Below are 12557 nucleotides of genomic sequence, written 5' to 3'. Positions count from 1 at the left end.
GGCGCACCCGCGTCGCGGGGGCGATCAGTCGGTCGGGGCGGCGACGTCGAGGGCCCAGATGACGCCGAAGCGGTCGCGGAGCTGGCCCGCGAGCGGCGCCCAGGCCGACGGGCCGAGCGGCTGCCGGATCTCGGCGCCCTCCGACAGTCCGGCCCAGTACCGCTCGACCTCGGCGCTGTCGTCGCCGTGCACGTACACGTAGAACGCGTTCGTGCCCTGGTCGTACGGCTGGCCCGGCCACACGTCGAAGGCCATCACCCGGAGGCCGGCCTCGGTGGCGACCTGGCCCCACACGATCTTGTCGGCCCAGGCCGGCTCGTCGGTGGCGCCCATCGCGCCGTACGTCATGGAGGCGACTTCTCCGCCGAAGACCGAGGCGTAGAAGTCGAGGGCCGCGCGGGCCTGTCCGTCGAAGTTGAGGTGGGCCGTCGTCTCGATGCTCATGGGACGAGCATCCCCGGCATTGCGGTCAGATAGTGTCCGCTTCTCGGACGATACTGAACGACATGGCCGGACCCTCGTCGCGCATGCTCGCGCTGCTCTCCCTGCTGCAGGTGCACCGGGACTGGCCGGGCGACGAGCTGGCCGGCCGGCTCGAGGTCAGCCCGCGCACCCTCCGCCGGGACGTCGACCGGCTCCGCGAGCTCGGGTACCGCGTCGAGTCGCTCCGCGGACCGGCCGGCGGGTACCGACTCGCCGCAGGCTCGGACCTCCCGCCGCTGCTGTTCGACGACGACCAGGCCGTGGCGATCGCCCTGGCACTGGCGGTCGCGCCGGCATCGGGCGCGGACATCGCCGAGTCGGCGGCCCGGGCGCTCGCGACGGTCCGGCAGGTCATGCCCTCCCGCTTGCGGTCTCGGATCGACGCCGTGCGGGCGGTCACCGCCGCGGGAACGACCCGCACCGACCCGGACGTCCTCGTCGCCGTCAGCGAGGCCGTGCACCTCCGCGAACTCCTGCGCTTCGGGTACGGCGACGACGAGCGACCGCACCACGTCGAGCCGCACGCGGTCGTCGCCCGGAACGGCCGCTGGTACCTCCTCGACTGGGACCTGGACCGGGACGACTGGCGGACGCACCGGATCGACCGGATCGTCCCGAGGATGCGCACCCGGGTGCCGTTCACCCCGCGGCGGATCCCGGGCGACGACCCGGCCGCGTTCGTGTCCGCGCGGTTCAAGGGGTCGTCGGGCGCCGACGAGTGGCCCTGCGTGGGGACCGCGGTGCTCGAGACGTCGGCGAAAGCGATCGCGCCGTACCTGCCGCCCGACGCCGAACTCGAAGCGCTGGGCCCCGACCGGAGCCGCGTCACCCGCGGTTCCTGGTCGTGGGAGGGCCTCGCCGCGACGTTCGCGTCGGCAGCGGTCGACTTCACCGTCGAGAGCCCGGAGGAGCTCCGCGAGGCGGTCGTCGTGCTCGCCGACCGGCTGCGCGGAGCGGCCGCGCGTTAGTGCGCCGCATGCGTCCGTCAGGAGGGCGTTAGGGAACCGTCAGGAGCGGTCTGGAGGCGCGGTGCCGGATCCACCATCGGTGCAGCACCACTCGTGGTGCCGTCCGCGTCGCCCGGCGCGGACACCGCAGATCCTTCTGGAGTCCCTCGTGTTCGACGTCTTCGTCGTCGCCGGTGTCCTCGCCGTGTTCGGCGTGGTGGCACTGATCGCCAAGGGGGTGGAGCGGCTGTGATCGGCATCACCATCGCAGCGGCCGTCCTCGGCACCGCAGCAGTCGTGTACCTCGTGTGGGCGCTCGTGCGCCCGGAGAAGTTCTGATGAGCGCTGCGGACACGTGGGCCGGCATCGCCCAGGTCGCGACCCTCGTCCTGCTCCTCGTCGTCGCGTACCGTCCGGTCGGCGACTGGATGGCCCGCGTCTACACCCCCGTCCGGCACGGCCGTGTCGAGCGAGGGGTCTACCGGGTGATCGGCGTCGACCCCGACGCCGAGCAGTCCTGGCCCGCGTACCTCCGCGGCGTCCTGCTGTTCAGCGTCGCCGGCCTGCTCGTCGTCTACCTGCTCCAGCGCATCCAGGTCGTGCTGCCGGGCGACCTCGGCCTGCCGAACGTCGGGCCGTCCCTCGCGTTCAACACGGCGGCGTCGTTCGTGGCGAACACGAACTGGCAGTCGTACTCGCCCGAGGCGACCGTCGGCTACAGCGTCCAGATGGCCGGTCTGGCGGTGCAGAACTTCCTGTCCGCCGCGGTCGGCCTGGCGGTCGCCGTGGCGCTCGTCCGCGGGTTCGCCCGCCGGCGCTCCGGCACGATCGGCAACGTCTGGGTGGACATCGTCCGCGGGACCGGTCGGCTGCTGCTCCCCGGGGCGTTCGTCTTCGCGATCGTGCTCGTCGCCGGCGGTGTCATCCAGTCGTGGGGCGCCGGGACCGACGTGACGACCCTGGTCGGCGGGACGCAGCACATCCCGGACGGCTTCGTCGCCTCGCAGGAGGCGATCAAGGAACTCGGGACGAACGGCGGCGGCTACTTCAACGCCAACTCCGCGCACCCGTTCGAGAACCCGAGCGCGTGGACGAACCTCGTCGAGGTCTTCCTCATGCTCGTCATCCCGTTCTCGCTGCCGCGCACCTTCGGCCGCCTCGTGGACGACGACCGCCAGGGCTACGCGATCCTCGCCGTGATGGGCGCGATCTTCCTCGTGTCCCTCTCGGTGATGTCGATCGCGGAGCTCGGCGGCGCAGGCAGTGCCACACACGCGGCCGGTGCGGCGATGGAGGGCAAGGAGGTCCGCTTCGGGATCCTCGGGACGACCCTCTTCGGCACGACGTCGACCGCCACCTCGACCGGTGCGGTCAACGGCATGTTCGACAGCTTCACCCCGATCGGCGGGATGATGGCGCTCGTCAACATGATGCTCGGCGAGATCAGCCCCGGCGGCGTCGGATCCGGCCTCTACGGCATGCTCGTGCTCGCGGTCATCACGGTGTTCATCGGCGGCCTGCTCGTCGGTCGGACCCCGGAGTACCTCGGCAAGAAGATCCGCGCCCGCGAGATGACCTTCGCCGCGCTGTACATCCTCGTCACCCCGACCCTGGTGCTCCTCGGCACCGGGCTGTCCCTGGCGATCCCCGGCGTCCGCGAGCAGGTCATCGGCACGTCGATCTTCAACCCGGGCAACCACGGGTTGTCCGAGCTGCTCTACGCGTTCACCTCGGGCGCGAACAACAACGGCTCGGCGTTCGGCGGCCTCACCGCGAACACGACGTGGATGAACTCCGCGCTCGGCGTCGTGATGCTGCTCGGCCGCTTCCTGCCGATGGTGTTCGTCCTCGCGCTCGCCGGATCGCTGGCGTCCCAGGACCGCGTCCCGGAGACCGTGGGCACCCTACCGACCCACCGCCCCCTCTTCATCGTGCTGCTCGGCGGCGTCGCCATCGTCGTCTCCGCGCTCACGTACTTCCCGGTGCTCGCACTGGGCCCGCTCGCCGAAGGCCTCATCCGATGAAAGCCGAACCCATGACCACCGTGTCCACCGAGACCGAGGCGAGCCGCGCCTCCAGACCGGCCACCCGCTCGTCCGCATTCGGACCCCGCCAACTGGTGGCGGGCCTCCCGGGTGCCCTGCGGAAGCTCGATCCGCGACTGATGTGGCGGAACCCCGTGATGTTCATCGTCGAGGTCGGAGCCGCGCTGACCACGGCGACCGCGTTCGTCGAACCGTCCGTGTTCACCGCGTCCATCGCGGTGTGGCTGTGGCTGACCGTCGTCTTCGCCAACCTGGCGGAGGCGGTGGCCGAGGGCCGCGGCAAGGCGCAGGCCGACACGCTCCGGAAGACCCGCTCGACGACCAGCGCTCGCCGCGTCGTCGCGTACGCGGCCTCGGACCCGGCCGCTCTGTCGGCCGCCACCGAGGAGATCGCGTCGGTCGACCTCGCGAAGGGCGACGTCGTGCTCGTCGTCGCCGGCGAGGTGATCCCCGGCGACGGCGACGTGATCGAGGGCATCGCGTCGGTCGACGAGTCCGCCGTGACGGGCGAGTCCGCCCCGGTGATCCGGGAGTCCGGCGGCGACCGCAGCGCCGTCACCGGCGGGACCCGCGTGCTGTCGGACCGCATCGTGGTCCGCATCACGTCGACCCCCGGTGAGACCTTCATCGACCGGATGATCCGACTCGTCGAGGGCGCCGCACGGCAGAAGACCCCGAACGAGATCGCGCTGAACATCCTGCTCGCGTCGCTGTCGATCGTGTTCGTGATCGTCTGCCTCACGATGCAGCCCATCGCGGGCCTCGTCGGTGCGACGGTGAGCGTGCCCGTCCTCATCGCCCTGCTCGTCTGCCTCATCCCGACGACCATCGGAGCGCTGCTCTCGGCGATCGGCATCGCCGGCATGGACCGACTCGTGCAGCACAACGTGCTCGCGATGTCCGGCCGGGCCGTCGAGGCCGCCGGCGACATCACGACCCTGCTGCTCGACAAGACCGGGACGATCACGTACGGCAACCGCCGGGCATCCCGCGTGGTGCCCGTCCCGGGCGTCACGGAACCGGACCTGATGGAGGCCGCGGCGCTCTCGTCGGCCGCCGACAGCACCCCGGAGGGCCGGTCGATCGTCGACCTGGCAGCCGGGGCCGGGATCGGCGCGGGCCTGCCCGTCGGCGCGGTCGAGGTGCCGTTCACCGCGCAGACCCGGATGTCGGGGCTCGACCTGGCCGACGGCAGCGAGGTCCGGAAGGGTGCCGCAGCAGCGGTGCTCGCGTGGGCTGCCGCGTCGTCCTCGGTGCCCGAGGCGCACATCGTGTCGGCGATCGACGAGACGGTGGCTTCGGTGTCGGACTCCGGTGGCACGCCGCTCGTCGTCGCCCGCCGCGATCCGGCTGGTGTGGTCACGCTGCTCGGCGTCGTGCACCTCAAGGACGTCGTCAAGGACGGCATGGCGGCCCGGTTCGACGAGCTGCGCGCGATGGGGATCCGCACGGTGATGATCACCGGCGACAACCCCCGCACCGCAGCGGCGATCGCCGCCGAGGCCGGCGTGGACGACTTCCTCGCCGAGGCCACCCCCGAGGACAAGCTCGCGTACATCAAGCGCGAGCAGGAGGGCGGCAACCTCGTCGCGATGACCGGCGACGGCACGAACGACGCGCCCGCACTCGCGCAGGCGGACGTCGGCGTCGCGATGAACACCGGCACCACGGCGGCGAAGGAGGCGGGCAACATGGTCGACCTCGACTCCGACCCCACCAAGCTCATCGACGTCGTCCGGATCGGCAAGCAGCTGCTCATCACCCGCGGAGCGCTCACGACGTTCTCCATCGCGAACGACATCGCGAAGTACTTCGCGATCATCCCGGCCATGTTCCAGGTCGCGTTCCCCGGGCTCGCAGCGCTCAACATCATGGGGCTGCACAGCCCGTCGTCCGCGATCCTGTCCGCCGTCATCTTCAACGCGCTCGTCATCGTGGCGCTCATCCCGCTGTCGCTCCGCGGTGTCGCGTACCGCGCCGCGTCGGCATCGTCGATCCTCGGCCGCAACCTGCTCGTGTACGGGCTGGGCGGCGTGATCGTCCCCTTCATCGGCATCAAGCTGATCGACCTCGTGGTCGGTCTCATCCCGGGGTTCTCGTCATGACATCTGCCCGTTCCACCTTCCGATCCACGGGTGTGGCGATCCGCCTCACCCTCCTCTCCACCGTGGTGCTCGGCATCGCGTACCCCCTCGCGGTGTTCGGCGTCGGCCAGGCCGCGTTCCACGACCAGGCGAACGGCTCGCCGGTGACGTCCTCCTCCGGCACCACCGTCGGCTCGTCGCTCGTCGGCCAGTCGTTCGCCGGCTCCGCCGGGACGTCGGCGAAGTGGTTCCAGTCGCGCCCGAGCGCCGCCGGCGAGAAGGGGTACGACGCGAACGCGTCGAGCGGCTCGAACCTCGGGCCGTCGAACCCCGACCTGCGCAAGGCGATCGAGGAGCGCAAGGCCGCGGTCGCGAAGGCCGACGGCGTGCCCGCGTCGGAGGTGCCGGCGGACGCGGTGACGGCGTCGGGATCCGGTCTCGACCCCGACATCAGCCCGGCGTACGCGCTGCAGCAGGTGTCCCGCGTGGCATCGGCGCGAGGGCTGTCCGAGGCGACGGTGCGGAAGCTGGTCGAGCAGCACACCGAGTCGCGCCAGCTCGGGTTCCTCGGCGAGCCGGTCGTGAACGTGCTCGAGCTGAACCTGGCGCTCGCGAAGGCGTCCTGACCGTGCCGTCACGTCGCCGCCCAGGTCGGTCGCCCGCCGATGCCGACGACCAGGTGGTCGTGCTCGTCGAGCAGGTGCCGGACGGCGGCGGCGTGGCGGTCGCACGGGCCGACGGTCTCGGCGAGGTGCGCCAGGAGCTCGAGGGAGTGCGCCGGAGTGCGCTTGGGCAGCCCGTCGAGTCGGGCGACCAGGTCCGGCGGGGACCGGAAGGTCGGTGGTGGGACGCGGAACCTGCGGCCCCAGAGTCGGGTGTGATGGGCGCAGCAGTTCCGGACGTGGGTCAGGTGCTGGAGGCACGGGCGCAAGGTCGGCGGGGGGAGCTGGAACGCGTCCGCGATCTCGTCGCGGAGACCTGGCTCGAGGCCGCCGGTGAGGCGCGACAGTTCGCCGAGGCTGAGTTCCTCCGCGAGCATCCCGAACGGGACACGTTCGAGGCGTCGCTCGCGCCAGGCCGACGCGATCGCGGGGTCAGCGGTCCGGTCGAGTGCCGCCCGAGCGTGCCGGAGCAGGGCCCGGTGATCGAACGCGTCGCGGAACACCCGGCGGTCGAGGTACCAGTGCGATCCGGAACGGGCCGCGCCGGCAGCGTCCAGGTGCCCACGAAGGGCGAGTTCGATGCGTTCGGACAGCCCGAGCGAGACGGAGCGGAGCGTGCTGTCGAACTCGTGCAGTCTCCGGACCGAGGCGCCGGAGTGGTCGAGCCCGCGATCCCGCAGCGCTTGCCGGAACTGGGCCGTCCGGTAGCGGGACGTGGGGACGGTGGTGTCCGGCATCGAACGACTCCGAGATCGAGGGAACTGGTGATCTCGGGCGGGCCGGCAGCAACTACAGCGTGGGGAACGAACTCGCGCGGGGAAGAACTCCGTCCCGCGTCCGGGAGGGACGCGGGACGGGACAGTCCCACCCGATTTGAGGAAGCCCTCGGGCTCGAGCCTTGGTGGGAACGGTTGCAGGAAGAATATCAGTGGATCGGTCGCCGCGCAACCACCGGCGCGAGAGGATGAGCACGTGAAGCGCGGGAAGCTGCGGGTCCTGCTCGGTGCGGCGCCCGGCGTCGGCAAGACGTTCACCATGCTCGAGGAGGGGCACCGACTCCGCGCCGACGGCCGGGACGTCGTCGTCGCCGTCGTCGAGACCCACGGCCGGGCCGCCACGGCCGCCCTGGTCGGGGACCTCGAACTCGTGCCCCGCCGGGTGGTCGAGCACCGCGGGGTCGAGCTCGACGACATGGACCTCGCCGCAGTGCTGGAACGCCGGCCCGACGTGGCCCTGGTCGACGAGCTGGCGCACACGAACGCCCCCGGTTCCCCGCACGAGAAGCGGTGGCAGGACGTCGAGGCGCTCCGGGACGCGGGCATCGACGTGATCTCGACCGTGAACGTCCAGCACATGCAGTCCCTCGGCGACGTCGTCCGCGAGATCACCGGCACCGTGCAGCGCGAGACCGTGCCCGACGCCGTGGTCCGGGCGGCGGACCAGATCGAGGTCGTGGACCTCGCCCCGGCTGCCCTGCGCGAGCGGCTGTCGGACGGCCTGGTGTACCCGGCGGCGCGGATCGACGCGGCACTGTCGAACTACTTCCGGCTCGGCAACCTCACCGCCCTGCGGGAGATCGCGCTGCTCTGGCTCGCGGACGAGGTCGACGACGCGCTGAAGGCCTACCGCGCGGAGCACGGCATCGACCACCGCTGGGAGACCCGGGAGCGCGTGCTCGTGGCCCTGACCGGTGGGCCGGAGGGCGAGACCCTGCTCCGCCGCGGAGCCCGGATCGCGGCCAGGAGCGCCGGTGGCGAGCTCGCGGCGGTGCACGTCACGTCCGACGACGGACTCCGCGAACGGCACCCCGGCGCGCTCGGCAAGCAGCGTGATCTGCTCGAACAACTCGGCGGCACGTACCACCAGGTGGTCGGCGACGACGTCCCCACCACGCTCGTGCGGTTCGCGAAGTCCATCGACGCCACGCAGATCGTCATCGGGGTGAGCCGTCGCAGCCGGCTCGCCGCCGCGATCACGGGTCCCGGCATCGGCAACACCGTCATCCGTGAGTCCGGCGACATCGACGTGCACGTCGTCACGCACGAGCGCGCCGGCGGCGGGTTCGCGCTGCCGAAGCTCGGCGGCAGCCTGTCGCGCAGCCGGGTCCTCGCCGCGTTCGGACTCTCGCTCGTCCTCGGGCCACTGCTGACCTGGCTCCTCTCGTTCAGCACCGACCCCGACTCGATCACGGTCGACGTCCTCGCCTACCAGCTGCTCGTGCTCGTCGTGGCACTGGTCGGCGGGATGTGGCCGGCGGTGTTCGCGGCCGTGCTGTCCGGGCTCAGCCTCGACTTCTTCTTCGTGCAACCCGTGCACATGGTGACGGTGCAGCAGCCGTGGCACCTCGTCGCCCTCGTCATGTACGTGATCAGCGCGGTGCTCGTGAGCTTCGTCGTCGACCGGTCGGCCCGACGGTCGCGGGCAGCTCGCCGTGCCGCCGCCGAGTCGGGGCTCCTCATGGGGATCGCCGGCAGCGTCCTCCGGGGCGACGACGCCCTGCAGGCACTGCTCGACCGGACACGTGAGGCCTTCGGATTCCAGGGCGTCCGGATCCGGCAGGGCGACGAGGTCCCGGCGTCGTCCGGCACGTTCGGCGCCATGCCCGACGCGGCGACCACCCTGGCATCCGGGGCCGTGCTCGAGTTCGCCGGGGCACCCGACGACCCGACCCAGCGACGACTGCTCCGGGTGGTCGAGCAGCAGCTCGACGCCGCGGTCGAGCACCGCGAGCTGACCCGCACCGCGGTCGACGCCGAACGGATCGCCGCAGCCGACCGGGTCCGGAGCGCGATCCTCGCCGCCGTCGGCCACGACGTGCGTCGCCCGATCGCGGCCGCCTCCGCGGCCGTCCAGACGCTGCGTGCGTCCGACATCGAGCTGTCGCCGGCCGACCGGGAGGCGCTGCTCGCGACCGCCGACGAGAGCCTCCGTCAGCTGGCGGTGCTGTTGGCCGACCTGCTGGACGTCAGCCGCGTGCAGGCCGGGGTGCTCGCCGTCACCCCGGTGCCGATCGCGCTGGAGACGGTGGTCGCGCCGGCGCTCGACGAGCTCGAACTCGGGCCGGACGACGTGGACCTCGACCTGCCGGCCGAGCTGCCGCCGGTCCTCGCCGACGCCGTGCTGCTGCAGCGCGTGGTCGTGAACCTCCTCGCGAACGCCGCCCGGTACGCCCCCGAGGGCACCCGGGTCCGCGTCGCCGCGAGCGCGTTCGGCGGCGGGGTCGAGCTCCGGGTCGCCGACCACGGCCCTGGGATCCCCGCCGACCGCGTCGAGGAGGTCTTCCAGCCGTTCCAGCGGCTCGGCGACACCGACAACGACACCGGGCTCGGCCTCGGGCTGGCGCTGGCACGCGGGTTCACCGAGGGCATGGGCGGCACGATCGAGGTCGACGACACCCCCGGCGGCGGGCTCACCGTCGTCGTGCGGCTGCCGATCGCCGGGCACGTGGGAGTGGAGATCCGATGAAGGTCCTGATCGCCGACGACGACGCACAGCTCGTCCGGGCGCTCGCCGTGACGCTCGCCGCCCGCGGGTACGACGTCGTCACCGCGCGGGACGGACGCGCCGCCATCGACTCCGTCATCACCGAGCGGCCCGACCTGGTGCTGCTCGACCTCGGGATGCCCCGGCTGGACGGCCTCGGCGTGCTCGAGGGGATCCGGGCGTGGTCGCAGGTCCCGGTGCTCGTGCTGTCCGGGCGCACCGACTCCTCGGACAAGGTCGACGCGCTGGACGCCGGGGCGGACGACTACGTGACGAAGCCGTTCCAGATGGACGAGCTGCTCGCCCGACTCCGGGCGCTCGGTCGTCGGCAGGTCGCCGCGGCGTCGGCAGCGGGCGCGACCCCGACCGTGGCGATCGGGCCGCTCGTGGTCGACCTCGTCGCGAAGCAGGTGGTGCCCGAGGACGGCCCGGCGATCCGGCTCACCCCGACCGAGTGGCGGCTGCTCGAGGTGCTCGTCACCAACCCCGACCGGCTGATGACCCGTGAGATGCTCCTGACCGAGGTGTGGGGGCCGTCGCACGGCAACGACTCCGGCTACCTGCGGCTCTACATGGCGCAGCTGCGGCGGAAGCTCGAGCCGGACCCGTCGCACCCGCGGTTCCTCGTCACCGAGTCGGGCATGGGCTACCGGTTCAGCCCCGCCGGCGTCACGCCCGGGAGCTGACGGCCGCGAGCTCGGCGCGGGTGCGGGCGCCGTGCTTCCGGAGCAGGTTCGCCACGTGGTACTTCACCGTGTTCACGGTGATCCCGAGGCCCTCGGCGATCTCGCGGTTCCCGACGCCGGTGGCCACGAGTCGCAGGACGTCGCGCTCCCGCGGGGTGAGCTCGCCGTCGTCGGGGGCCTCGACCTCGGCCGGCGACGGGTCGAGCGGGAGCGTGATGTCGAGGACCGAGCCCCACCCGGCCGTGCTCGACACGTCGACCCGGCCGTTCAGCGTCACGACCCGCTCGGCGATCGGACGGAGGGCGTCGTCGTGCACGTCCAGGGTGCCGGTGCCGTCGTCACGCAGCTGCACGAGCAGGTTCCGCCCGTCGCAGTCCCACTGGATCCGGACCCGCTTCGCGCTGCCGTCGTCGACCAGCGCGAGCACGGCCGTCCGGACGATCGCCCGGGCCGCGTGCGCGACGTCGCCGGGCAGGGCACGGCCGGTGACCGGCGGTTCGACGAACTGGACGTCGAGGTCACCGAACCGGACCAGCGGACGGAGGTCGGCGCGGAGCCGCGAGAACGCGCCCGTGACCGGTTCGAGCAGGGTGCTGCGCTGCTGGTCGGTCACGGTGCGCAGGTCGACGAGCGCCGCCGAGGCGATCTCGGTCGCCTCGGCACGGGCGGCAGCGTCGGTGACCCGCGGGGACCGGAGCACCGCGAGCACCGACTCGAGCGTCAGCGCGTGCCGGTCCGCCTGCTCGGCGACGGTCCGGCCGTGCTCCGAGGCCGCGAGCCGACTGGCGGGGCCGAGCCGCGCCTCCCGTCCATGTCCTGCTGTGTCCACGGGAGCCGAACCTACCCGTCCCACCCGGATGGGCAGGCCCGTCCGATCGGGTGGGTCTCCCGTCGTCGCGGGTAGCGGTGCTCCGGCCCGTGCGGCGGCAGGCTCGTCGGCATGGCAGCAGCACCCCTCTCCGCGTCGCTCGGCCTGGTCGTCCGCGAGGTCGAGGACCTGGCGGCACGGATCGACGACGCCTCGGCGGAACGCGCGCTCGACCTGGTCGACCGCGGTCGGCGGGTCTTCGTGCACGGTGCCGGGCGGTCGGGTCTCGCGCTCCGGATGACGGCGATGCGCCTCATGCACCTCGGACGGGACGTCCACGTCGTCGGCGAGGTCACCACGCCAGCGATCGGTCCCGGCGACGTGCTCCTGGTCGCCAGCGGCTCCGGGACGACCACCGGCATCGTGCAGGCCGCCCGGACCGCCCACGACCTCGGCGCCTCCGTCGTCGCGCTGTCGACCACGGACGACTCGCCGCTCTCGGCCGTCGCCGACGTCACCCTCGTGCTCCCGGCCGCGACCAAGACCGACCGCTCCGGCGCGGCGTCGGCGCAGTACGCCGGGAGCCTCTTCGAGCAGGCGGTCGCCCTCGTCGGCGACGCCCTGTTCCACACGCTCTGGGCCCGCGGCGGGCAGTCCGCCGACGACCTCTGGCCCCGACACGCCAACCTCGAATGAAAGGCACCACCATGCAGCTCCAGTTCGCCATGGACACCCTGACCACCGAGGCCGCCCTCGAACTCGCCGCCGCGGCCGCCCCGCACGTCGACGTCCTCGAGCTCGGCACGCCCCTCATCAAGAGCGCCGGCCTGTCCGCCGTCACCGCGATCAAGCAGGCACACCCGGACAAGACCGTGTTCGCCGACCTCAAGACGATGGACGCCGGCGAGCTCGAGGCGGACATCGCGTTCGCCGCCGGCGCCGACCTGGTGACCGTCCTCGGTGTGGCCGGCGACTCCACCATCGTCGGTGCGGTGGCCGCGGCGGAGAAGCACGGCAAGGGCATCGTCGTCGACCTCATCGGGGTCGCCGACAAGGCCGCACGTGCCCGCGAGGTCGTCGCCCTCGGCGCGCAGTTCGTCGAGGTGCACGCCGGCCTCGACGAGCAGGCGGAGGAGGGCTTCACGTTCTCGACGCTGCTCGAGGCGGGCGAGGCCTCCGGTGTGCCGTTCTCCATCGCCGGCGGCGTGAACGCGTCCTCGATCGCTGCGGTGCAGGCCTCCGGGGCGCTCGTCGCCGTCGCGGGCAGCGCGATCTACAGCGCGCCCGACGTGGGCGCGGCGGCGGCCGAACTGCGTGCCGCGATCACGGAGTCCGCGGCCGTCTGAGCGCCGCGCCGCC

General features: G+C 72.5%; 13 protein-coding genes. 10 read left to right on the top strand and 3 right to left on the bottom strand.

Annotated features, from left to right (window positions below):
* Positions 1 to 24 precede the first annotated feature (24 nt).
* Positions 25 to 444: a VOC family protein gene (locus FS825_RS06115; protein ID WP_144711578.1), complete on the bottom strand. Its 420-nt coding sequence runs from the start codon at positions 442 to 444 to the stop codon at positions 25 to 27.
* A 62-nt stretch (positions 445 to 506) separates the two neighbouring features.
* Between FS825_RS06115 and FS825_RS06110 the strand changes: the two genes are divergently transcribed.
* The 6 genes from FS825_RS06110 to kdpC all read left to right on the top strand — a co-directional run bounded on the left by FS825_RS06110 (position 507) and on the right by kdpC (position 6185).
* A complete protein-coding gene (locus tag FS825_RS06110; protein WP_144711577.1) occupies positions 507 to 1451 on the top strand; it encodes a helix-turn-helix transcriptional regulator in 945 nt (314 codons plus the stop codon).
* 61 nt (positions 1452 to 1512) lie between these two features.
* Positions 1513 to 1683: a hypothetical protein gene (locus FS825_RS18575; RefSeq protein ID WP_186377097.1), complete on the top strand. Its 171-nt coding sequence runs from the start codon at positions 1513 to 1515 to the stop codon at positions 1681 to 1683.
* On the top strand, positions 1680 to 1769 hold the full coding sequence (locus FS825_RS06105) for a potassium-transporting ATPase subunit F (protein WP_144711576.1): 90 nt from the start codon (positions 1680 to 1682) through the stop codon (positions 1767 to 1769). Before FS825_RS18575 ends, FS825_RS06105 begins: the two co-directional genes overlap by 4 nt.
* Positions 1769 to 3454, top strand: coding sequence for a potassium-transporting ATPase subunit KdpA (gene kdpA / locus FS825_RS06100; RefSeq protein ID WP_144711575.1), 1686 nt, complete (start codon positions 1769 to 1771; stop codon positions 3452 to 3454). The genes FS825_RS06105 and kdpA overlap by 1 nt, the downstream gene beginning before the upstream one ends.
* 11 nt (positions 3455 to 3465) lie before the next feature.
* Positions 3466 to 5580, top strand: coding sequence for a potassium-transporting ATPase subunit KdpB (gene kdpB / locus FS825_RS06095; protein WP_186377096.1), 2115 nt, complete (start codon positions 3466 to 3468; stop codon positions 5578 to 5580).
* Positions 5577 to 6185, top strand: a complete 609-nt coding sequence (gene kdpC, locus FS825_RS06090; RefSeq protein ID WP_144711573.1) for a potassium-transporting ATPase subunit KdpC — start codon at positions 5577 to 5579, stop codon at positions 6183 to 6185. The genes kdpB and kdpC overlap by 4 nt, the downstream gene beginning before the upstream one ends.
* 8 nt (positions 6186 to 6193) lie before the next feature.
* On the opposite strand, the gene FS825_RS06085 is transcribed toward kdpC, so the two are convergent.
* Positions 6194 to 6958, bottom strand: a complete 765-nt coding sequence (locus FS825_RS06085; RefSeq protein WP_186377095.1) for an Abi family protein — start codon at positions 6956 to 6958, stop codon at positions 6194 to 6196.
* Between the two features lie 235 nt (positions 6959 to 7193).
* On the opposite strand from FS825_RS06085, the gene FS825_RS06080 reads away from it, so the two are divergent.
* Both FS825_RS06080 and FS825_RS06075 read left to right on the top strand, forming a co-directional pair.
* Positions 7194 to 9686, top strand: coding sequence for an ATP-binding protein (locus tag FS825_RS06080; RefSeq protein ID WP_144711571.1), 2493 nt, complete (start codon positions 7194 to 7196; stop codon positions 9684 to 9686).
* Positions 9683 to 10390, top strand: a complete 708-nt coding sequence (locus tag FS825_RS06075; RefSeq protein WP_144711570.1) for a response regulator — start codon at positions 9683 to 9685, stop codon at positions 10388 to 10390. The genes FS825_RS06080 and FS825_RS06075 overlap by 4 nt, the downstream gene beginning before the upstream one ends.
* Here the strand turns inward: FS825_RS06075 and FS825_RS06070 are convergent.
* Positions 10374 to 11219, bottom strand: coding sequence for a helix-turn-helix transcriptional regulator (locus FS825_RS06070; RefSeq protein WP_144711569.1), 846 nt, complete (start codon positions 11217 to 11219; stop codon positions 10374 to 10376). The two genes, FS825_RS06075 and FS825_RS06070, sit on opposite strands and share 17 nt — an antisense overlap.
* Before the next feature lie 111 nt (positions 11220 to 11330).
* On the opposite strand from FS825_RS06070, the gene hxlB reads away from it, so the two are divergent.
* Positions 11331 to 11894 (top strand): 6-phospho-3-hexuloisomerase, encoded by a 564-nt coding sequence (gene hxlB, locus FS825_RS06065; protein ID WP_144711568.1) that lies wholly within the window; start codon positions 11331 to 11333, stop codon positions 11892 to 11894.
* Between the two features lie 11 nt (positions 11895 to 11905).
* Positions 11906 to 12544: a 3-hexulose-6-phosphate synthase gene (gene hxlA / locus FS825_RS06060; protein ID WP_144711567.1), complete on the top strand. Its 639-nt coding sequence runs from the start codon at positions 11906 to 11908 to the stop codon at positions 12542 to 12544.
* The last annotated feature ends 13 nt before the right edge of the window (positions 12545 to 12557 follow it).

It is taken from the genome of Curtobacterium pusillum (genome assembly GCF_007680845.1).
In the GTDB taxonomy this organism is placed as follows: Bacteria; Actinomycetota; Actinomycetes; order Actinomycetales; family Microbacteriaceae; genus Curtobacterium; species Curtobacterium pusillum_B.
Note: the sequence above shows the minus strand (reverse complement) of the source record. Positions and strands in the feature narration are given on the sequence as shown.